23 protein-coding genes and 1 riboswitch are annotated in these 22,387 nt (G+C 65.9%); of the genes, 14 read left to right on the top strand and 9 right to left on the bottom strand.

All coding sequences use genetic code 11. The features are described 5' to 3' along the window. Window positions 1-48 precede the first annotated feature (48 nt). Both NA11_RS27035 and NA11_RS27030 read left to right on the top strand, forming a co-directional pair. Window positions 49-348, top strand: a complete 300-nt coding sequence (locus NA11_RS27035; protein ID WP_245746194.1) for a type II toxin-antitoxin system Phd/YefM family antitoxin — start codon at window positions 49-51, stop codon at window positions 346-348. After that, a complete protein-coding gene (locus NA11_RS27030; RefSeq protein WP_069164815.1) occupies window positions 345-602 on the top strand; it encodes a Txe/YoeB family addiction module toxin in 258 nt (85 codons plus the stop codon). Before NA11_RS27035 ends, NA11_RS27030 begins: the two co-directional genes overlap by 4 nt. 22 nt (window positions 603-624) lie before the next feature. On the opposite strand, the gene NA11_RS27025 is transcribed toward NA11_RS27030, so the two are convergent. The 4 genes from NA11_RS27025 to NA11_RS47230 form a co-directional block, all read right to left on the bottom strand. Beyond that, window positions 625-1,917 (bottom strand): phosphatase PAP2 family protein, encoded by a 1,293-nt coding sequence (locus NA11_RS27025; protein WP_439957101.1) that lies wholly within the window; start codon window positions 1,915-1,917, stop codon window positions 625-627. A 155-nt stretch (window positions 1,918-2,072) separates the two neighbouring features. Then, entirely contained in the window at window positions 2,073-3,218 is a 1,146-nt protein-coding gene (locus NA11_RS27020; RefSeq protein ID WP_069164814.1) for a glutamate--cysteine ligase, read from the bottom strand. Between the two features lie 13 nt (window positions 3,219-3,231). Beyond that, window positions 3,232-3,918, bottom strand: a complete 687-nt coding sequence (sodC, locus tag NA11_RS27015; protein WP_069164813.1) for a superoxide dismutase[Cu-Zn] — start codon at window positions 3,916-3,918, stop codon at window positions 3,232-3,234. 126 nt (window positions 3,919-4,044) lie between these two features. Further along, on the bottom strand, window positions 4,045-4,308 hold the full coding sequence (locus NA11_RS47230; RefSeq protein WP_369691158.1) for a LytR C-terminal domain-containing protein: 264 nt from the start codon (window positions 4,306-4,308) through the stop codon (window positions 4,045-4,047). Between the two features lie 10 nt (window positions 4,309-4,318). Here NA11_RS47230 and NA11_RS47225 point away from each other — a divergent pair, with 10 nt between their 5' ends. After that, window positions 4,319-4,615: a hypothetical protein gene (locus tag NA11_RS47225; RefSeq protein WP_369691157.1), complete on the top strand. Its 297-nt coding sequence runs from the start codon at window positions 4,319-4,321 to the stop codon at window positions 4,613-4,615. A gap of 24 nt (window positions 4,616-4,639) precedes the next feature. Here NA11_RS47225 and napA read toward each other — a convergent pair whose 3' ends face one another. Further along, a complete protein-coding gene (gene napA / locus NA11_RS27005) occupies window positions 4,640-4,984 on the bottom strand; it encodes a nucleoid-associated protein NapA (RefSeq protein ID WP_069164811.1) in 345 nt (114 codons plus the stop codon). A gap of 264 nt (window positions 4,985-5,248) precedes the next feature. Between napA and NA11_RS27000 the strand changes: the two genes are divergently transcribed. From NA11_RS27000 to NA11_RS46170, 4 genes are all read left to right on the top strand, one after another. After that, complete coding sequence (locus NA11_RS27000; RefSeq protein ID WP_069164810.1) at window positions 5,249-5,839, top strand: peptide deformylase; 591 nt, start codon at window positions 5,249-5,251, stop codon at window positions 5,837-5,839. Further along, window positions 5,829-6,836, top strand: a complete 1,008-nt coding sequence (locus tag NA11_RS26995; protein WP_069164809.1) for an N-acetylglutamate synthase, CG3035 family — start codon at window positions 5,829-5,831, stop codon at window positions 6,834-6,836. Before NA11_RS27000 ends, NA11_RS26995 begins: the two co-directional genes overlap by 11 nt. Before the next feature lie 145 nt (window positions 6,837-6,981). Next, the gene (locus tag NA11_RS26990) at window positions 6,982-7,797 is read left to right on the top strand and encodes an exodeoxyribonuclease III (protein ID WP_069164808.1); all 816 of its coding nucleotides are present in this window, start codon (window positions 6,982-6,984) and stop codon (window positions 7,795-7,797) included. Window positions 7,798-7,962: 165 nt separating this feature from the next. Beyond that, window positions 7,963-9,450 (top strand): Abi family protein, encoded by a 1,488-nt coding sequence (locus tag NA11_RS46170; RefSeq protein ID WP_069164807.1) that lies wholly within the window; start codon window positions 7,963-7,965, stop codon window positions 9,448-9,450. A gap of 12 nt (window positions 9,451-9,462) precedes the next feature. Here NA11_RS46170 and NA11_RS26980 read toward each other — a convergent pair whose 3' ends face one another. The 3 genes from NA11_RS26980 to NA11_RS26970 all read right to left on the bottom strand — a co-directional run bounded on the left by NA11_RS26980 (window position 9,463) and on the right by NA11_RS26970 (window position 13,135). Continuing rightward, window positions 9,463-10,062: a Uma2 family endonuclease gene (locus NA11_RS26980; RefSeq protein WP_084655100.1), complete on the bottom strand. Its 600-nt coding sequence runs from the start codon at window positions 10,060-10,062 to the stop codon at window positions 9,463-9,465. Between the two features lie 98 nt (window positions 10,063-10,160). Next, window positions 10,161-11,123, bottom strand: a complete 963-nt coding sequence (locus NA11_RS26975) for an oxygenase MpaB family protein (protein WP_069164805.1) — start codon at window positions 11,121-11,123, stop codon at window positions 10,161-10,163. A gap of 89 nt (window positions 11,124-11,212) precedes the next feature. Next, the gene (locus tag NA11_RS26970; RefSeq protein ID WP_069164804.1) at window positions 11,213-13,135 is read right to left on the bottom strand and encodes an acyl-CoA dehydrogenase family protein; all 1,923 of its coding nucleotides are present in this window, start codon (window positions 13,133-13,135) and stop codon (window positions 11,213-11,215) included. A 153-nt stretch (window positions 13,136-13,288) separates the two neighbouring features. Between NA11_RS26970 and NA11_RS26965 the strand changes: the two genes are divergently transcribed. The 4 genes from NA11_RS26965 to fahA all read left to right on the top strand — a co-directional run bounded on the left by NA11_RS26965 (window position 13,289) and on the right by fahA (window position 17,597). Further along, window positions 13,289-13,915 carry a TetR/AcrR family transcriptional regulator gene (locus tag NA11_RS26965; protein WP_069164803.1) on the top strand — a complete coding sequence of 209 codons (627 nt, stop codon included), beginning with the start codon at window positions 13,289-13,291 and terminating at the stop codon, window positions 13,913-13,915. Between the two features lie 105 nt (window positions 13,916-14,020). Continuing rightward, entirely contained in the window at window positions 14,021-15,016 is a 996-nt protein-coding gene (locus tag NA11_RS26960) for a hypothetical protein (RefSeq protein WP_069164802.1), read from the top strand. Window positions 15,017-15,222: 206 nt separating this feature from the next. Beyond that, complete coding sequence (locus NA11_RS26955; protein ID WP_069164801.1) at window positions 15,223-16,419, top strand: homogentisate 1,2-dioxygenase; 1,197 nt, start codon at window positions 15,223-15,225, stop codon at window positions 16,417-16,419. Continuing rightward, window positions 16,416-17,597, top strand: coding sequence for a fumarylacetoacetase (gene fahA / locus NA11_RS26950; protein WP_069164835.1), 1,182 nt, complete (start codon window positions 16,416-16,418; stop codon window positions 17,595-17,597). Before NA11_RS26955 ends, fahA begins: the two co-directional genes overlap by 4 nt. Before the next feature lie 69 nt (window positions 17,598-17,666). Here fahA and NA11_RS26945 read toward each other — a convergent pair whose 3' ends face one another. Beyond that, window positions 17,667-18,356, bottom strand: coding sequence for a TetR/AcrR family transcriptional regulator (locus NA11_RS26945; RefSeq protein ID WP_069164800.1), 690 nt, complete (start codon window positions 18,354-18,356; stop codon window positions 17,667-17,669). Window positions 18,357-18,453: 97 nt separating this feature from the next. Between NA11_RS26945 and NA11_RS26940 the strand changes: the two genes are divergently transcribed. The 3 genes from NA11_RS26940 (at window position 18,454) to thiC (ending at window position 22,357) form a co-directional block, all read left to right on the top strand. Next, window positions 18,454-19,857, top strand: coding sequence for a lipase family protein (locus NA11_RS26940; RefSeq protein ID WP_167837740.1), 1,404 nt, complete (start codon window positions 18,454-18,456; stop codon window positions 19,855-19,857). 133 nt (window positions 19,858-19,990) lie between these two features. Next, complete coding sequence (locus tag NA11_RS26935) at window positions 19,991-20,479, top strand: VOC family protein (RefSeq protein ID WP_069164798.1); 489 nt, start codon at window positions 19,991-19,993, stop codon at window positions 20,477-20,479. A 136-nt stretch (window positions 20,480-20,615) separates the two neighbouring features. After that, a riboswitch (TPP riboswitch) is annotated at window positions 20,616-20,724 on the top strand. Continuing rightward, a complete protein-coding gene (thiC, locus tag NA11_RS26930; RefSeq protein ID WP_069164797.1) occupies window positions 20,717-22,357 on the top strand; it encodes a phosphomethylpyrimidine synthase ThiC in 1,641 nt (546 codons plus the stop codon). Its footprint overlaps the riboswitch before it by 8 nt. Window positions 22,358-22,387: the final 30 nt, after the last annotated feature.

Below are 22,387 nucleotides of genomic sequence, written 5' to 3'. Positions count from 1 at the left end.
CCGCTCACACCCATTCGCCTTCTGTACAGAATCCGGTACATTAGTGATATGACCGCCGCGAGAGGAACTCCAATGCGCGCCATCTCCATCACCGAAGCACGCGCCAACCTAGCGAGCGTCCTCGATTCGGCCACCGAAGACCTGGAAGAAGTTGTCATCACACGCGCGGGCCACGAACCTGCCGTAGTCATCTCCCTTCGCGAATACGAGTCCCTGAAGGAAACCGCGTACCTCCTCGGCAACCCGGCCAACGCGCGCCACTTGGAGCGGTCTATCGCGCAACTTCGGGAAGGCAATGTCGAACAGCACGATCTCATCGACGTCGACGATGACGGAACTGTCGAGTGAAGATCCTGTTCACCCCTGACGCCTGGGCCGACTACCTCTGGTGGCAGGTCAACGACCGTGCCACCCTGAAGCGCGTCAACAAGCTCATCGAAGACATCACCCGCAACGGCTACGATGGCATCGGCAAGCCGGAACCGTTGCGCCAGAACCTCGCCGGGTTCTGGTCGCGGCGGATCACGAGCGAGCACCGCATCGTCTACGTCATCGAAGACGACACAGCCAAGATCGTGTCGTGCCGCCACCACTACGAGTAGGTCGGCACGACACCACCTCGAATCAGCGTGCGGCTGTTTTCACTTCGTGCTGCGTCGGGGCAGTGTCGTGCGCGCCCGCGAACCAGGTCGCGTGGAAAGCGGCGGCCAAGCCTGCGAGCAGGGCGAGGACGACAGTGCCTGCGAGGACCGGGTATTCGGCCATCGAGGCGGGGAGGTAGCGGTAGGACAGGAGCAGTACGGCGAGAATGACTACGCCGCTGGCGACCAGGCGGATGCGGAACCAGCCCCAGCCGCGTTCGGGGGCGCGCAACGCCGATTCGACGGTCAGGCAGAGGACGGCGCCTGCGACGAGGTCGACGCCGTAGTGGTAGCCGAAGCCGAGGGTGGCGGTGAGGGTGGCCAGCAGCCAGAAGGTGCCGCCCCAGCGGATCCAGGTCGGTGCTTGGCTGCCGTCGGTGTCGCGGCGGGTGTGCAGGAAGACCGAGAGGGCCCATGCGGTGTGCATGGAAGGCATGCAGTTGCGCGGGGTCACGGTGTCGAACGGCATCGGCGCGGGGTTGCGGTCCAGTGGTGGCACGACGCTCGGCCAATAGTTGCCGAGCTGCATGCCGTGCCCGTCGGCGCCGAACGCGAACATCGGGCCGACCACCGGGAAGATCACGTAGACGATCGGGCCGACCAGCCCGAGCACCAGGAACGTGCGCACCAGATAGTGGGTCGGCCACCGGCCGGTCGACACCACTCGGCGCAACTGCCACACCGCGACCACGATCGCCGCGACCGGCAATTCGATGTAGACCCAATGCAATACCGCGTAGACGGCAGGCCCGAGCACGTCGAGCACCCGCCCCACCACCCAGGACGGATCGCCGAGCGCGTGATCGGCGAGCAGCACGTACTCGTCGAACACCGTCGGCCTGCTCAGCACGGTGACGTGCAACCACACGTCGCCGACCTTGGTGGCGAGGATGAGCAGCGCACCGAGCGCGGCGGCATGCAGCGCGTTGCGCCGCTGGATCCCGTCCCACCGCAGCCAGGCGATCGCCGCCAGCGCGGTCAGCACGATCACCGCACCGTTCCCGATCGCGAACGGCGCACCGGCGAGCAGCCGGATTCCCGCCAACACCACGTCGATCGAGATCGCGACGCCGAGGGCGATGAGCCGATGTCGCATCGAAATACCGACCAGCGCAAGGACCAACCCGGCCCACGGCACCGACATGGACTTGGGGGTGCCGACGTAGTCCTGCCAGAGACTGCCAAGCGGACCCTGGAAGCCTTCCCGCATCGCCACGACCTGCAACACGATCAGCAGCACCGGCACCGCGGCGACGCCGACCGCGACCCACACCATGGGCGACGGCGCACGCAACCACGAAGCCGCACGGCCTACTCTGGGTCCCGGGTCTTCGACAAGCACGTCGACCATAGTAAACGGGGGGTGAACGCCATCCTGCTTGCTGACTGAACACTCGGGGGACGGCAGCTGGCGAGTCCGCCCCGGCTCACCTACTGATCGAGCTCCTTGACCAGGGCATCGACCACCGCGATCAGGTCGCCTTGCGCGGCGGCGGCGACTTTGCGCTGCCGCTGATACGACGCGCCGCGCTCGGGGATTTCGGCGACGAGCGCGAGCTCATCCGCGCAGCCCAGCCGCTTGGCGGTGGGCTCGAGCCGGTTCAGCAGATCGGTCACATCGTCGGTGACGAGCCGCTCGTTGCTCTGGTCGTCCACGATGACGATCGCGTCCAACCCGTAGCGTGCCGCCCGCCACTTGTTCTCCTGCACGTGCCACGGCGGCAGTGTCGGCAATGTCTCACCTTCTTCGAGCCTGCGATCCAGGTCGACGATCAGGCAGTGGATGAACGCCGCCATCGCGGCCAGCTCGGCGCGGGTCGAGATCCCGTCGCACACCCGCACTTCGATCGTGCCCCACTTCGGCGCGGGCCTGATGTCCCAGTGCATGCCGCCGAGCTGTTCGAACACCCCCGTTTTGAGCTGGTCGTGCACGAAATGCTCGAACTGCCGCCAGTTTTCGAACTGGAACGGCAGGCCCGCGGTGGGTAGCTGCTGGAACATCAAGGTCCGGTTGCTCGCGTAACCGGTGTCCGCGCCCGCCCACATCGGTGAGGACGCGGACAGCGATAGGAGATGCGGGTAAGTCAGCAACAACGAGTTGAGAATCGGAAAAACCTTGTCGCGGTGCGAGACTCCGACGTGCACGTGCACGCCCCAGATCATCATCTGCCGCCCCCACCACTGGGTGCGCTCGATCAGCTCGTCGTAGTGCTCCGAGCGGGTCAGCTGCTGCGCCGACCACTGCGCGAACGGATGGGTGCCCGCGCAGAACAGGTCGACCCCGAGCGGATCGGCGGCGCGCCGGACGGCGTCCATGGTGCCGCGCAGGTCGTCGACCGCCTCGGCGACGGTGTCGTGCACCCCGGTGACGAGCTCGACGGTATTGCGCAGCAGCTCCTTGGTGATCTGCGGCGTGCCATCGTAGGCGCGCAAGTCCCCGACCGAATCGAACACGGCCGCAGCGGTATTCGACAGATCACGACTCACCTTGTCGACGAGCGCGATCTCCCACTCGATGCCTATGGTGGGCCGGGGCGAACCATGGAAAGGAACGTCTTCTCTGCCTGCCCCGGCCATGTCGGCTCCTGCGCTACTGGATCACACCGCAGGCGACGCGGCCGCCCGCGTCACCTGTCGCTAGCGTTGAATCATCCGGGCCGGCAACGCCGTCGGCACGGGTGTAACGGTTGGGGATGTTGCCGAAGTTGTCGGCATCCGCGTGAATGATCAACGCCTTGCTCTTCAGGTCGTCGAGCGTCAGCGCATCGGTGGTGGTGACCAGCTTGGCCATGCCGTCCGCGCGGACCTCGAGCGAGGTGAGGTCGCCGCTGGCCGGATGCGTGTTCGCGCTGCCGACCTGCAGATGGCCACCGGCGGAAAGGAAGTCGCCGGACGGGCCACCGGTCGGCGCCACCGAGTTGGGCTCGCACTTGCCGATCGAGTGCACGTGCATGCCGTGGAAGCCAGGCCGCAAGCCGTGCGCCTCGACGGTGACCTGCAAGTGGTTGCCGTCCTTGGCGAAGCTCGCGGTGCCGACCGAGACGCCTGCGGCGTCCTTCAGGTCGACCTTCACGCCCGCGCTGGCATCGACGGAGCCGGTTTCCTTGCCGTGTTCGCCTGCGGGCGGGGCGGCCGCGCCACTCCACACCGGCGGGGTCGTTCCCTTCACGTCACTGGACTCCTGGCTGTTGGTGCAGCCTGCGAGGCCGAGGACCGCGACCGCAAGCACCGGGGTCACAGTCCGCCAGGACGGGCGACGAGATGTGGACGGGGCCATCGGGGAACTCCTTTACGAGTACCAGGTTACGAGTAGAGCGGGGTGGACACGTTCGTTACCGGACAAGATGATGCCACGCCCGTCGTGTCGCATCGGTGACAGGGCCGGGCACGGCCTTCGTGTTGGTCAGTTACCCGTCACGATGACGGTCACACCTGGCGAGGACTCACCCAATCCGGTCGACTTCGCTTCCGCGGTGATGCCGAGCTGGGCGGCGATGGCCTGTGCGGCCTCCTTGTCGCCCGGCGAATTGCCGTAGTACGCGGTCGTTTTCGCGATGTTGGCACCCGGATAGTTCCCGGTCTCGACCACATTCCAGCCTGCGTCGGTGAGCTGGCCCGCCGTCTTGCCCGCCAGACCCGCGATCATGCTGTTGTTCAGCACCCGCACAGGGACCGCCTTGACAGCCGCGGTGGGGGTGGGGGCGCTGCTGGTGGCCGGTGGCGTTGTCGTCGTCGCCGACGACGGTGTGGTGGTGGTCGACGACGCGGCCTCCGACGGCTTCGGGGCCGTGCTGACAACGGGAACCTGCGGGGCAGCGCTCGCGGTCGTGGTCTCCGAGGGACCCGATCCGGTGCTGTCGGCATCGGACGTCGACAGCGACATCGCGCCGAGTCCGCCGAACACGATGGCCAGTGCGATCAACACCATCGCCAACGCTCGCAATGGCGGCCCACCGGAGGTGGGATTCGGGTAGCTCACCTAGTCGAGCCTAGCCGCGTCATACCTGGAAACCGAGCCGTCGCGCGGCCCTGGCTTTTTGCCTGCTCGCCCGCAGCCTGCGCAGCCGCTTGACGAGCATCGGGTCGGCGGCGAGCGCCTCCTGCCGGTCGACGACCGCGTTGAGCACCTGGTAGTACCTGGTCGGCGACATGCCGAACAGCTCCCGGATCGCTTCTTCCTTCGCGCCCGCGTACTTCCACCACTGGCGTTCGAAGGCCAGGATGTCGTGTTCGCGACGGCTGAGCCCGTCGCCGTCGCCGGTCGATTCCGCTGCCGTGACATCGTCGCTCGCGGAAGGGTCGCCCTGGATCGCGGAAAAGTTCCGTGCCGCTGCGCCGTCCATCTTGCTCCCTCGCCGAGTTACCACCAGACGAAAAATGGTGCTTGTACGTCGCGGATCATTCAACCACGAGACCGCAGGATCACTTGGTCTACGGCGCGGCGTGTTCACGACCCGCCGGTCAGTGTCAGATTCGAGGGCTTCGCTACGCCTACGTGGTGACGCTGCGCTGCCTCCTCCGGCGCTGACGCTCAGCCCCTCAGGGCGTCGCGGCGGTTGCCGCCCCCGCAGCGGCGGCGACCAGGGGACACGGCAATAATTGAGCGCATGGCTATTCTCCCGATCGTGATCGTCGGCGACCCGGTGCTGCACAACCCGACCGAGCTGGTCACCCAAGCACCGGAAGAGCTGGCCGAGCTGATCGCGGACATGTACGAGACGCTCGACGCCGCCCACGGTGTCGGTCTGGCCGCCAACCAGGTGGGCGTTCCGCTCCGACTGTTCGTCTACGACTGCCCGGATCTGGCGGCCGACGGCACCGCGACCCGGCGCCGCGGCGCGGTGATCAACCCGGTGCTGGAGACCTCGGCGATCCCGGAGACCATGCCGGATCCGGACGACGACGAAGAGGGCTGCCTTTCGGTGCCTGGTGAGCAGTACCCGACCGGCCGCGCCGAATGGGCGAAGGTCACCGGCACCGACGAGCACGGCAAGCCGGTCGAGATCGAGGGCAAGGATTTCTTCGCCAGGATGCTGCAGCACGAGGTCGGGCACCTCGACGGCTTCCTATACGTCGACGTGCTGATCGGCCGCAATGCCCGCGCAGCGAAGAAGGCGATCAAGCGCAACGGTTGGGGCACACCGGGACTCAGCTGGATTCCGGGCACCGTCGCAGACCCGTTCGGCCATGACGACTGACTCTGAAAGCACTCACCCCGGAATTCCGCTCGGCCATCGCGTAGTACTGCGCTATCGGCTGCCCGCCGGTTATCCCCAGCCGCTTACCGATGTGATCGGCGAGCTCGTCTCGCTGGATCCACCGACCGTTCGTGGCGCCGACGGCCAGATCATTTCGGTGACGCCGGACCGGGTGGTCGCACTGAAAGCGGTGGGGCCGAGGCCGATTCGCACGAAAGAGATCAGGGCGCTGGAGGCGGCCGCCGCCGACGCGTGGCCGGGCATCGAGCACACCTGGATCGATGGGTGGCTCGTCCGCGCAGGCAACGGGTACACCAGGCGTGCCAATTCCGCTGTGCCGCTGGGGAGTTCCGCGGATCCGGCGACGTTGACCGCAGACGCCGCGCACCGCATCGGCGAGTGGTACACCGCGCACGGCCTGCCGCTGCTGCTCGCGCTGCCCGACCGGCTCGCCCCTATCCCGCCGGGCTGGAACAGCTTCCGCGAGACCGTCATGATGGCCATCGATATCGAGAATTTCGTGCTCCCGCAGGGGCCTTCGATGGTGCGCTGCGCGGCGACACCGGACGACGCCTGGCTGGCGATGCACCGCTTCGAGGGCGCGGAGCCGACGGCACAACAGCTTTCGACCGCGGCGCCGGATGTCGCGGTGCTCACCGCCGTGCGCGACGGTGAGCTCGGGTTCGCCTCGCTCGGCGTGCCGCGGCCGATCGCGATCGGGCGCGGCGCGGTCACCACCGCGCCGGACGGGCGCCGCTGGGTCGGCCTCACCTGCGTCGCGGTCGCCGCCGCGCACCGCAGGAAGGGCCTCGGTTCGCTCGTGTGCGCCGAGCTGATCCGATGGGGCCACAGCCGTGGCGCGACGCACGCGTATCTTCAGGTCGAGGCGGGCAACGGCGCCGCGATCGCGCTGTATCGCGACATGGGTTTCGTCGAGCACCACATGTACCGCTATGCGGCCCCTGCCGCGCTCGCCGGTTCTGCCGACCTGGGGTAGAACGGAATTGGACCATAGGCCGCGCCTGCCGGGGACGGCCCCCAGCAGAGGAATCGACAACCCACCGCAACGGAATAAGACAAACACCGAGATGGCCGCAAACCGCGACCGCATGTCGAGTTAGGCCATACGAAGGAAGGCACCTGTGCGCCTCGCCACCTGGAACGTCAATTCGATTCGCTCCCGGATCGACCGGGTCGCCGAATTCCTGGACCGCCAGGACATCGACGTGCTCGCCATCCAGGAGACGAAGTGCCGGGACGACCAGTTCCCGTTCGAGCGGTTCGATGAGCTCGGGTACGAGGTCGCCCATCTCGGCATCAACCAGTGGAACGGGGTGGCCATCGCGTCCCGCGTCGGCCTCACCGATGTCGAGCAGGCTTTCCCCGATCAGCCCGGTTTCGACAAGGAGGCAGGCGAGTCGCTGATCAGCGCGCCGGTCGTCGAGTCACGCGCGCTCGGCGCGACCTGCGGCGGTGTCCGGGTCTGGAGCTTGTACGTGCCCAACGGCCGCGCACTCGACGACCCGCATTACGTCTACAAGCTGGAATGGCTTGCGGCCCTGCGCAACAACGGCGCTCGCTGGCTGGCCGACGATCCGCAGGCGAAGATCGCGCTGGTCGGCGACTGGAACATCGCCCCCACCGACGACGATGTCTGGTCGCCCGAATTCTTCGAGCACAAAACCCATACCTCGCAGCCGGAACGCGACGCCTTCCACGCCTTCCTCGACATCGGCTTCGCCGATGTCATGCGCCCGTTCGCCCCCGGCCCCGGCGTCTACACCTACTGGGACTACACCCAGCTCCGCTTCCCCCGCAAAGAGGGCATGCGCATCGATTTCATCCTCGCCTCCCCCGCCCTCGCCGCCACCGCAACCGACGCCCTGGTCGACCGCGAGGAGCGAAAAGGCAAGGGCGCCAGCGACCACGCCCCGGTGATCGCCGAATTCACCGACTGACGACGGCCGACGGCCGACCAGCCGAAACAACAGTTGAAGATAAAGAGAACCGACCGCCCCTCCCTGGTGCGGGAGCGGACGATCGGCCGTGTCCATCAATCTTATCAAAGGTGCTTCGATGAGTAACCCGCAACGCGCGTGTCCTCGATCTCACCGAGGACTCCGATGACCTCCTACGACAAGCCGTTCAAGACGCACTCGCAGCAGTTGGAACTGCTGCGGGAGCGCGGCATGCACATTGCCGACGAGGCAACGGCCATACAGGCCCTACAGAACATCGGCTACTACCGGTTGAGCGGCTACTGGTATATCTACCGCGGCTTGGTGAAGTTCGTCTGCGCGGCCGGCGAGGCACCGCAGATCGAGGTGGGTGACCGGTTCAAGCCGGGAACGAATTTTGATCGAGTCCTGGACCTCTATGAATTCGACCGACGCCTCCGATTGCACGTCCTGGATGCGATCGACCGCATAGAAGTGGCCTTGCGAGCACGGCTCGGCTACGCACTCGGCGCAGGTCACGCGTTCGCCCATCTCGACCGTGCGGCACTGGACGAGACGTTCACCCTCTACGACAACCGGAATCCCATTGCAAGTCAATCCCTTTGGCTGTCCAGTGAGCACGTCAAATGGCTGGCGAATGTCCGCAGAGACGAAGACAGGTCGAAACACGAGTTCGTCAAGCACTTCAAATCCAAATACAGTATGCCGCTTCCTGTCTGGGTCGTCACAGAACTTCTGACCTTCGGGAGCGCGGCAACATTGTTGTCGGGCTTGAAACAACCCCAAAAGAATACGATCGCAGCGGGGTTCGGGATTTTCGACGAGCATTGCGACGGAGACGGCGCAGCGTTGACCAAGTGGATCACCAATCTCGTCTACCTGCGCAATACGTGCGCACACCACGGCCGCCTGTGGAATCACAACGTTGTCGACCAGCTCGGTCGACTCGAAGGAACTCCAGACCTCGCCCACGCGAGTGGAACACATCAACGCTCTCGGATCTATGCGTCGCTTGCTGTCCTCGCATACCTCACCAGCCAACTCGACCCACGGTCGACCTGGCGCACCGACACAGCCGCGATGATCCGATCCGGCCTCGCCGGTGTTGGTGAATCGCCCGATCGGATCGGATGCCCGCCGCTGTGGGAGCGAGAGCCCATCTGGTCTGCGGACTATCAGCCACCGGCAGATCCGCTTCCCACCGAGCACCGCGAAATTCTGCAACAGTTCGAATGTATCGGCACAGCTGACGCTGGCTTGAAGATTGATGCGAGTTCGAACTACAAGCGCCGCACCAGCGCAGTGCGGTATCACCGCTCACGCAGTGAACTGCTCGGCTTTCCGGTCGGCAGCACGTACCGGTTTCCGGTATTTCAGTTCGATACTGCCGGTGCACGGATAAACCCTCTGGTTGCCCACGTCAACGTCGCACTCGGGGCCAAGAACACCCCCTGGGCTGCAGGATCCTGGTGGTGCACACCAAACCACGACATGGACAACAGTGCACCCGTGGACTTGCTACGGGCTGGGACTCTTACACGACAGATCATCGACAGGGCCCTCGCCGCAACCGACGCGCTGGTCGACCGCGAGGAGCGAAAAGGCAAGGGCGCCAGCGACCATGCCCCCGTGATCGCCGAATTCACCGAGTGAGGCCGAGCCGACTCAACGCACCCAATCCTTCAAAGGTTCGGTATCGAGGTCGACGTTCACCGGGTCTGGAATCTTCACCGTGGCACCGAACGGCACCTTCAAGATCTGCTCGTAGCGGCCATTGTGCGGAGCGCTGTGGACCGTCACCTCACAGGAATCCCGATCGATCAGGAGATACACAGGGACGCCGGTCTCGGCGTACGCTCGTGGCTTCTCCTGACGATCGCGACGTTCGGTGTCCTGGTCATCGGAAGTCACCTCGACGGCCATGAGGACGGGATCAGGATCAGCCCACTCCCCTTGGCCGACGAAAGCGTCGGCGTCGGCCAAAGCACCATCTGGACGAGCGCGTCCGTTCCGGTACCGCTCGACTTTCAGCCCCTGCTCGGGACTCAGAAACAATTCAGGATGGATCACCAAAAAGATGCGGATCAGCCACTGAATGATCCGAGAGTGATCCCCATCCGGCATTGCCTTCGCCCCCAGTTGTCCATCGATGAACTCGAGCCGTACACCTTCCGCGATGCGGTCGGCCACGCGAGCGAGTTCTTCGAACTCCTCGGTGGACATCAGAGACTCAGTGGCCATACGAGACTCCTCGACAGCGGTCATAGCGCAACGATATCGGTCGGCACCGACAACTACCTGGTCTCTGCCAAACCTTGGCAGAGACCACCGAGTTCATCGATCAGTCTCGATCATTGCACGGTTCAGCTGGCTGAGGCGTTGGGGCGAGCCGCACGGCCGTAGCGCTGCTTGGCTTCCGCCGGGGTGACCGTCACCGGGTGCTGTGGGGTGCCCGCGTCCAGATGTTCGCGGTAGAGGCGAGCGGTCATGGGGCCCAGGAAGTTTCCGAGCACGGCCTGTTTGGCGGTTTCGTTGCCGAGCGCCTTGATCGCCACCCGCATGGGGATCCGGTAGCCCCAGTCGACGATGCCGGGATGGTCGAAGCCACCGGTGCTGCGCATCCATTTGGGCAGGGTGGCGATGGCGGCGGGGGCGACGAGGCGGCTACCGGACCAGAGCTTGAAACCACGGTCGCGCGGGGTGTGCAGCAGGTAGTGCATGGCCTGGTGCGCACGTTCGGAGCTGCACAACTTGGGGCGCATCTCGGCGAAATAGTCGCGGACTTCCGCGCGCGAGCTCGGCACATCCGAGGGCTTGCAGGTCTGCAATTCGGCGGCGATCACGCATTCGGCCCAGTACCGCCGCTCCTCCTCGGCGGAGAGCGGGCCTGGGCCGAATACCTCGTAGCACTTGAGGACCGAGTGCCAGCCGGTGACGTGGATCCACAGCTGAGACGCGGGATTGTTTGCGCTGTAGCGCTTTCCGGTAATCGGCTCGATGCCGGTGGCCTGCGCGTGCACCGTCATCAGATGCTCGGAGGCCTCGATCGCCATGCGACTGTCGGCAACCGCGGCGATGAGGAAGTAGGCGAAGGTGTGGTCGAGCCTGCCACGCGGGTCGGTGTAGATGCCTTGCACATCGGCGACCGCGGCGGTGAGCGCCGGATCGAAGTGCTCGAGCACCACCGAACGCTGGAAGCCGATCACGGCGGTGGCGTTGGTCCACACCTTCCAGGTCGGTGAGTCCGGGCCGAAGAATCCGTAATCGACCTCGCGGATGGTCCGCGCGGGTGCGTCGAATTGCGGGCGCGTGGATTGCACTGTCATCGTCTTGCTCCTTTGCACGACAGATGGCGTAGCTACACCGACGGTATTCATTCGCCAGTGTAGCGTCGACCGTTACCCCAGGTCAGGCCTCAGGGGTTCATCTCGTAGGCGCCGGCGAGGGCCCGCGCCCTGCCGAGCACGCGCTCGAAGCGCGCGCGATCGGCGACCGGCCTGCGCAGCAGATCGAGGGCGCGGGTCTGCTGCGCCTTGGTCGCGGCGGGCTTGGTGTGCAGCGTCAGCGCGTGCTTGGCGAACTCGCGAACGAAGATGTCGAAGATCTGGTCGAGCAGAGCATCGTCGGTGCCCTCGATCTCGGCCTGTTCGAGGATCAGCTGCGCGTAGGGCAGCGCGGTGAACAGCTCGCCGAGCGCGAAGAGGAAGTCGACGTCGCGCTGCTGCGCCGCGGTCGGCGACGCGGCGGCGAGCAGGGTCTGGAAGGCGAGCGCCTGTTCCAGGAACACCGCGACATTCGGTATGCGGGTGAACTTTTCGAAGACCGGCCGCCAGTCGCTGAACCGGATGCGGCCGAGCCCGCTGCTCGGCCCCTGCCGGAACAGGAACTCGTCGTCGGCCGCGTCCCGCCGGGTCGGCACCGGAGCGTAAGCGGCACTGGCGAGTTCGGCGCGCAGCTTCGGCACGGCGCCCCCTGCGCGTGGCGCAAGCTTGCGACTCGACCAGCTCAGCGCGCCGGAGACGGCGCGGACGGCGCCCTGCGGCGCGACACCGGCGCCGGGCACCAGACGCAGCGCCGCCAGACCGGCGTCGGCGGGATGGAACATGTAGTTGGCCATGAACTTCAGCGACAGCGCCATGTTCACGTGCACCGTGCCCTCCAGCCGCGGCAGGCCGAACAGGCCGAGCATCGCCATCGGGAAGTACATGTCCTTCTCGAAACCGCGGGCCGCGATCACGTCGGCGAGATCCTCGATGATGCGCTGCCCCTGCCTGGTCACGGTCATCTTCTCGATCGCGTTGAACAGCAGGTAGCGGCGGTCGTCCGGCGACGCCGAACGCAGGTAGTCGATGGCGCGCTCGCTGTAGAGCTTCATCGCCTGCAGCCGAGCGTACGAGTCGGTCATCAGCGACTGCACCTGCGGAAACTCGGTGACCCTGTGCCCGAACAGGATTCGGTTCTCCGCGTGCGTAATCGCCTCGTAGAAGGCGTGTTCGCAGGCGCCGACCGCGCCGAAGCCGAGGTTGAACTTGCCGACGTTGACGGTGTTCATCGCCGCGTGGAATGCCGCCTCACCGCGGTGCAGGATGTCTTCCTCGGCGACCGGATAATCCTCCAGATCGAAGGCGGCGACGTACATCTGGCCGTCGACGACATTGCCGCGCAGCTGGTAGTTCTCGTGCTTGCTGTCCGCGACGAAGAACAGGTATCCCTCGTAATCCTCGTCTGTCGGTTTGCTTTCCAGCGCCTTCGAGCTGTCGATGATCGGCTTGTCCGACCGCCGCCCGAACACCGAGACCAGCGCGGCCTGGTTGCCGTTGCCGATGTAGTGCTTGCCGCCGGTGGCGCGGTAACCGCCGTCCGGCTGTGGCGTCACGATCATGTCGGTGGAGTAGACGTCGGCGCCGTGCTCCTTCTCGGACAGGCCGAAGGCGAAGATCTCACCGGAATCCAGCAGGCCTGCCGCCCGCTGCTTGGCCGCCGCGTTGTCGCTCTGCCAGATCGGGCCGAGGCCGAGGATGCTGACCTGCCAGACGTACCAGTACTGCATGGAGTAGAAGCCGAGGATCTTGCTCATCATCGCGATGCGCGCGGTGTCCCAGCGCTTGTTCGGGTCGCCGTTGGCCTCGGCCGCCGGGGTGAGGAAGGTGGCGAAGATCCCCTCCCGCTTCACGAAATCGAGGAACTCGGCGTACCAGATCCGGTCCCGATCCTCCTGCTTGAGCACCGCCTTGCCGCGACCTTCGAACCAGTCGACGGTGGCCCGCAGCAGACGCCGAGTCTCTGCGTCGAACTCGGCGAACTCGCAGGTTTTCGGGTTGAACAGGGTATCGGTCATCGGGACTCCTCAGCCATGACACAACGCGGCAGTCGACCACCGTCCAGCCGACTTCATGCACGAATGTAGCATTTTTGTTCTCAAATGTAGGAAATTGATCTTCGGGCACCGGACCAGCACGAATTCGGCAACCACCGCTGCTATGTTGGTGCGATGGGTAGCGATTCGGCCGTGCAGCCTAAACAGCGAGCGCCGCACCTCGGTCCGGAACGCCGCCGTCCCCAGGTCCTCGACACCGCACTGGCCATCGCGATCGAACACGGCATCGCGGCGGTCACCATGGCCTCCATCGCCGAGCGGATGCAGGTGACCAGGCCGGTGGTCTACGCCTGCTTCGCCGACCGCGTCGAACTGATCGAAGCGCTCATCCAGCGCGAGGAGAGCTACCTGGTCGACGGCCTGCTCGAGGTGCTGCCGCCCCGGCATGTGAACGCGGACGAAACCGTGTTCGTCGAAGGCTTCCGCGCCCTGCTGGTGAAGGCCGCGGCCCGCCCCGACGCGTGGCGCCTGCTCTACGGCAATCCCGATCCGGCCGTTGCCGATTCGTTCGGCCGCGGCCGAACGCTCGCCGTCGAGCGCTGCACCACCCTGCTTCGCCCGACCCTGCGCGCCTGGGGCACCGCCGACGCCGAACGCAAACTGCCGATCCTGGTCGAGCAGTGGGTCTCCGCGGGCGAGGGTGCGGTGCGCAGTCTGCTTGCCGCAGAAGACGAGTGGACCCCGCAGGATCTCGGCGCCTTCGTCGGCGCCGCCGTCTACCGCGCCCTCCGCAACGCCTGAGCTGTCCCGCGCGCACTCTCGCCCTACCCGCCAGCGATGGGAAGTCGACGTCGGTGCCGGATACCGTTGGCAGGTAAGGCAAGACGGCGACTCGGGAAGAGTTCCATGGCGAAGAACACCCTGGAGTATCCCGACGGGAATCCCTTGATCGGCGGCGCGACCTCCGCCGGCGGCGCGATCGTCGGTCGGTTGATCGGTGGCGCATTCGGACCGCTCGGACTCGTCGCGGGCGCCGCGATCGGCGGCGCCGTAGGCGGCGCAGTCGGCGGGTTTCTGAACAACGAGAGTGTCGGCGACATCCTCATCGATGCGGGAACCGGTGCGGTGGGCGGTGGCCTTGCGGCGTTCGGCGTCGGCAAAATGCTCATGGCCGGGGAGGGCGCGCTGATGCAGGGCGCCGGGCACACGTTCGTCGGCGCCAGTACCGGACTCGCACAGCTCATCAGAGGGGTGACACCGAAGGATCGACGGACGATCGACATCGGCAACGACAGCTGCCCCGCCATGCCACGGTTGCAGAAGCCCGCCGGCCTCGGTCCCGAACTCAACGAGCTCTACGACCAGTTGCCGCCCTTCCTGTGCCGGATCTGGAAGTTGTTCGGCAGAGCCGACAGTTGCGAACAGCCCCCGGTCGCACCGGCACCAGCGAAGCTACACGTACCCGAGCACCACAGTGGCATCAAGAACTACGAGCTCATCGCGAAAAGCATGGTGGAAACGGCGGACGACTTCGCGAAACGCAGCAAGGATCTGTCGGATCTCGTCGACAAGGGCGAACACAACGCCGAGCTGGGCCGCACCCGCATCAGGGAGCTGATCTCCGGTGTCAACAAGTTCTCGAGCACCTACAGCCGCAGCGGCACTACCGCAGACGACGCGCGGTTCCTGCATATCTTGGAAACCGCGTTCGCGAACGCCGAAATCGTCATGAACGACACGGCGCGCAACAGCGAGCGCAACGCCGCTCGCATACAAGCCATGTGCCATCCCCCTGTCGATCCGCCGCCGAGCGGCGACCTGAGCCCGCACCCGCACCCGCAGCCGCAACCAGACCTGAACGCGCCGGGCAACGGCAAGCACGACGACAGCCAGCTCGTCTGAGCAGCCGCGACCACCCATCGCGGGTGGCGCCGGCTGCTCGACAAATCTTCAGCTACGGTCCAGCTTTCTCGGCGATATGTCGAGCAAAATCCTGAACACCCGGCAGAATTCGCGGGGTTGGCCCGGATTTCCTCGCAACGGGTCAGCGGCCATCACTACGATGGCGATCAGCTAAGCAGGCCACAAGCCAGGCAGGAGGTGCGGTCATGGCGTTCTACCGACAGGTAGGAGCGGTACCGCCGAAACGGCACACACAACATCGCAACGAACAGGGCGACCTCTACTACGAGGAACTGATGGGCGAGGAGGGGTTCTCCGGAGATTCCTCGCTGCTCTACCACCGCGGGTTGCCGCCCGCGATCGTCGACTCGACGGTCTGGGAGCTGCCCGATCAGACCACGACACCGAATCATCCACTGCGCCATCGTCATCTGCGGCTGCACGAGCTGTTCCCCGGCGAGGTGCCCGCCAACACCGACGTGGTCACCGGGCGCAGGCTGATCCTCGGCAACGCCGATGTCCGCATCTCCTATGTCGTTGCCAAGGGCGCATCGCCGTTGTACCGCAACGCGATCGGTGACGAACTGGTCTACATCGAGTCCGGTTCCGCGGTCGTCGAGACGGTCTTCGGCGCGATCGAGGCGCGACAGGGCGATCAGGTGCTCATCCCGCGCGCCACCACGCATCGCTGGCTGCCGACGGGCCAGGAACCGTTGCGCGCCTACGCGATCGAGGCGTCGAGCCATATCACGCCGCCGAAGCGCTACCTGTCCAAGTTCGGGCAGCTGCTCGAGCACGCGCCCTACTGCGAGCGCGACCTGCACGGACCAGGCGAACCGCTGACCGCGACCGGAACCGACGTCGAAGTGCTGGTCAAGCACCGGCCGGGCGGGCAGATCGTCGGCACCAGGCTGGTATATGCGACGCATCCGTTCGACGTGGTCGGCTGGGACGGCTGTCTGTACCCGATCACCTTCAATATCAGCGACTTCGAGCCGATCACCGGCCGCCTGCACCAGCCACCGCCTGCCCATCAGGCCTTCGAGGCGATCAACTTCGTGGTGTGCAATTTCGTGCCGCGCAAGGTCGACTACCACCCGCTGTCGATCCCGGTGCCGTACTACCACTCCAACGTCGACTCCGACGAGATCATGTTCTACTGCGGCGGAAACTACGAGGCGCGCAAGGGATCCGGCATCGCGCAGGGCTCGGTGTCGGTGCATCCCGGCGGCTACGCGCACGGCCCGCAACCCGGCGCCTATGAGCGAAGCATCGGACTGGAGTACTTCGACGAGCTCGCGGTCATGGTCGACACCTTCCGGCCGCTCGAGCTCGGCGAAGGGGCGCTCGCCTGCGAAGATCCGGCGTACGCGTGGACCTGGTCGGGACGGGGGCCCGAGTGAAGACACGCATCGAGGTACCGAACGATTCGCTGTTCGGTCCGGACAATCTGCCCTACGGCGTGTTCGCGCCCGCAGGCCAGGCCTACCGCGTCGGCACGCGGCTCGGCGATTCGGTCATCGATCTCGCAGTGGCACTTGGCGATCCGGAGTTCGGCGAGCCGAGCCTGGCCGGCCTGATGGCGCAGGGCCCGCAACGCTGGCGCGAGGTGCGCGAGCGCGTTCGCGCGCTGGTCGACACCGAGATCGACAGCAGCGCAGTGCATGCGCTGTCGGCGGTGCACCTCGGCCTGCCGGTGCCGATCGGCGACTACGTCGACTTCTACGCCAGCATCGATCACGCGACGAACCTCGGCAGGCTGTTCCGGCCGGACGGCGAAGCGCTGCTGCCGAACTGGCGGCATCTGCCGGTCGGCTACCACGGCCGCGCAGGCACCGTCGTCGTCTCGGGCACCGACGTCATCCGTCCGTGCGGCCAGCGCAGAACCGATTCGGGCACACCGGATTTCGGACCGTCTCGTAGGCTCGACATCGAGGCCGAGCTCGGCTTCTTGATCGGCGTCGGCTCCGAACTCGGCAGCCCCGTCGAGACCGGCGAATTCGCCGAACGAGTCTTCGGCGTTGCCCTGGTCAACGACTGGTCCGCCCGCGACATCCAGGCCTGGGAGTACCAGCCGCTCGGTCCCTTCCTCGGCAAGTCGTTCGCGACGTCGCTGTCGCCGTGGGTGACCCCGTTGGCCGCACTGGAATCCGCGCGCGTGCCGACTCCGGAGCAATCGCCGGAACCGCTGCCCTACCTGCTCGACAAGGAACCGTGGGGACTCGACATCGATCTGACGGTCTCCTGGAACGGATCCGAGGTCGCGCACCCGCCCTTCTCCCGGATGTACTGGTCACCGGCGCAGATGCTGGCCCATCTCACCGCGAACGGCGCCGTCACTCGCACCGGCGACCTGTACGCCTCGGGCACCATCTCGGGCCCGGAACCGGAGCAACGCGGATCGTTCATCGAATTGTCCTGGGGCGGTAGTGAACCCGTCCTGGTGAACGGCCAGAAGCGCACCTTCCTCGAGGACGGCGACGAGGTGATCATCACCGCGTCCGCGCCGGGCCCCGACGTCCAGCGCATCGGCCTCGGTGAGGTCAGGGGCCGCATCCGCCCCGCCCGGCCACGCGGCTAGCCTGCCCGCACCACACTACGACGCGAGTCGGACCGATCCTGGTCGGTCCGACTCGCGTCGTATCCACATCTATTCCCCCGCAACAACTTTGCGCCCCGCATACACCACGGCGATGAAGTGGGTCAGGTCTTCGATCAGCGTCTCGATGACATCAGGCGGGCCACCGTCGTCGTGGTGATGCAGCCAGTCCGCGACGAGCTCGAACATGCCGCCGATCGTGGCCAACGCCGAGGCCAGCCTGGCCCGCTGGACCCCGGCATCGGGCGCGGGCTCGCCGGACCACTCGCGGTCGAGGAAGGCCGCCGCCCAGCGCCGGTTGCTGCGGCGCATCTTCTCCACGGTCGGCGAGATGCCGCCCGCCTCACCGAAAGTCACCTTCGCCAAGCGCGGGTCGTCGGCGATCGCGTGCACGAACGCGGCGATCACCGGCACGGAGCGCTCGGGCCAGTCCAATGCGGCCGCCGCGGCAGCGCCGTCGATCACCCGTTGCTGGATCTGCGCGGTGAGCTGCGCCAGCAGCGCGAGGTAGCACGCTTCCTTGCTGTCGAAATGGTCGTAGAACCCCTTGGTTCCGACGTAGGCGCGCTGGCAGATCTGCTCGATCGATGTTCCCGAATAGCTGTGCTCGGCAAACAGTTCGGTGGCCGCGTCGAGCAGCTGGCTACGTCGCTGTGCGCTGCGCTGTTCGGCGTCGAGTCCACGAATCCGGCGGCGTGCCGGCGTCGGGGCAGGCCGCGCGGCGGATTTGCTGCGGGTCATCCATTGACCATAGCTCCATGATTAGTAGAAAGAGTTCTTGTTGATAACAGGTTCTCATGCTGTAATCGCTGTCACGTTGATGAGGAAGGACGCACACGTGTCAGTGATCAAAGGGGATCCGACCGGCCGCCCGCGCCGCGGAAGACGTGCGATCGCAGTTCTGGTGACCATGGCCTTCGCCGTCGCCACCGTGCTGCTCGCCGGCGGGATCACGCCGACCCCGGCCGCGGCGCTGCCGCTCCCCACCGAGGACCCGTTCTACCAACCCCCCGAAGCGTTCGACGCACAGGAGCCGGGCACCATTCTCCGGTCCCGCGAGGTACGGCTGGCCGTGGCGACGCTGCTGCCGCTGAATGTGCGCTCCTGGCAGTTGCTTTACCGCACCACCGATCTCAACGAACAACCAACGGTCGCCGTCACCACGGTGATCCTGCCCGCGGGCGCGGACCCGAATCGCTCGCGCCCCTTGGTTTCGCTGCAGTTCTACTACGACAGCGCGAGCAACAACTGCTCGCCATCCTTTGTGCTGCAACAGGGTTCGGGCCTGCCAGGACTCGAAGGCATCCACTCCCAGAGCGAGCTGATCGCCATCGCGGCACTGATCAGCCAGGGCTGGGCGATCTCGGTCCCGGACTACGAGGGCCTCAACGGCCACCTGACCGTGCCGCGGGAACCCGGCTACATGACCCTCGACGGCATCCGTGCCGCCCAACGCTTCCAACCGCTCGGCCTCGACGGCGCGAACACACCGGTCGCGATGTGGGGCTACTCCGGCGGCGGCATGGGTTCGGGCTGGGCGGCCGAAATGCAGCCGACCTACGCGCCGGAGCTGAACGTCAAGGGCATCGCCCTCGGCGCGCCGACCTCGGATGTGGTGTCGCTGCTGCACGTCAACGGCTCGATGTTCTCCTCGTTGATCGGCATCGGCATCTCGTCGCTGCGCAACGCCTACCCGAAGTTCAAGGAGGCGAGCGACCGATACCTGACCGCCGAGGGCAAAGCGCTGATGGACCGGACCAACCAGCAGTGCCTGCCGCGCAACGCACTCAGCCAGATGTTCATCGACTACGGCCGCATGCTGACCATCCCGATCCCGGACTTCCTGCAGGTGCCCGAGATCAAGGAGGCCTTCGAATCGACGGTGCTCGGCCGCAACATCCCCACCGCGCCGATCTTCCTCTACCAAGGCGTCTTCGACGAAGCCGTGCCGGTGTGGACCAACGACCGACTGTCCCAACAGTGGTGTGCCGGTGGCGCTTCCGTGAGCTACAAGCGCGACCATCTCAGTGAGCACCTGACCCTGCCTTCACTCGGCATGGCCGACACGCTCAACTGGCTGAAATCCCGTCTGGCACCGCAGGCACCCGACCAATTCGGTTGCCGCACCGAGAATGTCGTGTCCATGCTGGCCGACTTCAACGCGCTGCTCACCCAAATCGAGATCAACCTGAACGCCACCTTCGGCGCATTGGGCTTCCCGATCGGACCCCGCGAGCGGTAAAGCCCGCGGACAGCCGCCCCTCGACCGACGTCGGCCCGGTCGAGGGGCGGTCTTGTCTGTTCCGCTGCGATTAGTTCCGGCCTCCCGCATCGTCTGCATAGGTACATCACCCACCCCGGCAGGGAGGACCGCCATGCAGAAAATCGTCACCAACCTCTGGTACGACACGGAGGCCAAGGAGGCCGCCGAGTTCTACTGTTCGCTGTTCGCCGACTCCAAGATCACCGACATCCAGCACTACACCGAGGCCAGCGGCCGCCCTGCCGACCTGGCGGTCACCGTCGACTTCGAGCTGAACGGCCAGAAGTTCACCGCCATCAACGGCGGCGGTGAATACAACTACACCCACGCCATGTCGCTGCTGGTCAACTGTGACGACCAGGAGGAGGTCGACCGCCTCTGGTCGGCACTGCTCGCCGACGGTGGCAAGGAGATCGAATGTGGTTGGCTGAACGACAAATACGGCGTGCCGTGGCAGATCTGGCCGACCGAAGCCTACGAGCTGGTCAGCGGCGACGACCGGGAAGCCGTCAACCGCGCGATGAAGGCGATGTTCGGCATGAAGAAGATCGTGCTGCAGGCGATGCGCGACGCCTACGACGGAAAGACGGACCCCGCCTGAGTTGTCCCCCTTCTCCGCATCGGATCCAGTGGTCACCTGCTACAAGCCGGTGACCACTGATCGCGGGTGGACTTGGACATTCCTCCGGTCATCGGGCGACCCACTGGGGCAACGGGTACTGTCGGCGTGGAAAATTTCACACGCCAACGGGGGCTCGCACCAGCGGGCTGAGAGGACGGCTAGGGCCGTCGACCGTATGAACCTGACCGGGTAATGCCGGCGTAGGGAGGAAATACCATGGCAAAAGCCGCTGCGTCCGAGACCGTCGATACGGTCACCACCGGGCCGATCGAAGGCAGTGTCAAGCACTACACCGAGGTCGACGGGCTGCGGATTCCGGTCCGTCGGATCAACATGACCAACGGTGAGCATTTCGACGTCTACGACACCTCGGGGCCGTACACCGATGACACCGCGGTCATCGACCTGGAGGGTGGGCTGCCGAAACTGCGCGACACCTGGGCCAAGCCCGAGGTGGACGGTCCACCGACCCAGCTGGCCTGGGCACGGCAGGGCATCATCACACCGGAGATGCGCTTCATCGCCGCTCGCGAAGGCGTCTCGCCCGAGCTGGTTCGCGACGAGGTCGCCGCAGGTCGCGCCGTGATCCCCGCCAACCACAAGCATCCGGAGCTGGAGCCGACCATCATCGGCAAGAAGTTCCTGGTGAAGATCAACGCGAACATCGGCAACTCGGCCGTCTCGTCCTCCATCGCCGAGGAGGTGGAGAAGATGGTGTGGGCCACCCGCTGGGGCGCCGACACCATCATGGACCTGTCGACCGGCAAGAACATCCACGAGACCCGCGAGTGGATTCTGCGCAACTCCCCCGTCCCGGTCGGCACCGTGCCGATCTACCAGGCGCTGGAGAAGGTGAACGGCGATCCGACCCAGCTCACCTGGGAGATCTACCGCGAGACCATCCTCGAACAGTGCGAGCAGGGGGTGGACTACATGACCGTGCACGCGGGCGTGCTGCTCCGCTACATCCCGCTGACCGCCAAGCGGGTCACCGGGATCGTCTCGCGCGGCGGATCCATCATGGCCGCTTGGTGTTTGGCGCATCACCAGGAATCGTTCCTCTACACCCGCTTCGCCGAGCTGTGCGAGATCCTCGCCCGCTACGACGTGACCTTCTCCCTCGGTGACGGGCTGCGCCCCGGTTCCATCGCCGACGCCAACGACGAGGCACAGTTCGCCGAACTGCGCACCCTGGGCGAGCTGACGAAGATCGCGAAATCCCATGGCGTGCAGGTGATGATCGAGGGGCCTGGCCACGTGCCGATGCACAAGATCGTGGAGAACGTGCGGCTGGAGGAGGAGCTGTGCGAGGAGGCGCCGTTCTACACCCTCGGCCCGCTCGCCACCGATATCGCGCCCGCCTACGACCACATCACCTCGGCCATCGGTGCGGCGATCATCGCGCAGGCGGGCACGGCGATGCTCTGCTACGTCACGCCGAAGGAACATCTCGGCCTGCCCAATCGGGATGACGTCAAGGTCGGCGTGATCACCTACAAGATCGCCGCGCACGCCGCCGATCTGGCCAAGGGACATCCGCACGCGCAGGACCGGGACAACGAATTGTCCAAGGCGCGTTTCGAATTCCGCTGGCGCGATCAGTTCGCGCTCTCGCTGGATCCGGATACCGCCCGCGAGTACCACGACGAGACGCTGCCCGCGGAGCCCGCCAAGACGGCGCACTTCTGCTCCATGTGCGGGCCGAAGTTCTGCTCGATGCGGATCTCGGCGGATGTGCGCGAGTACGCCGCGCGCAACCAGTTGACCGACGTGGAAGCGATCGAGGCGGGGATGGCCGAGAAGTCGGCCGAGTTCGTCGACCACGGGAAAGCCGTTTACCTGCCGGTGGTTTCGTAGTTTTCGAGAATCGGTTCCCGCGCACTCATG

Source organism: Nocardia altamirensis NBRC 108246 (genome assembly GCF_001612685.1).
GTDB classification, from domain to species: Bacteria; Actinomycetota; Actinomycetes; order Mycobacteriales; family Mycobacteriaceae; genus Nocardia; species Nocardia altamirensis.
The sequence above is the reverse complement of the archived record's forward strand: the minus strand, read 5'-3'. Positions and strand labels throughout refer to the sequence as shown.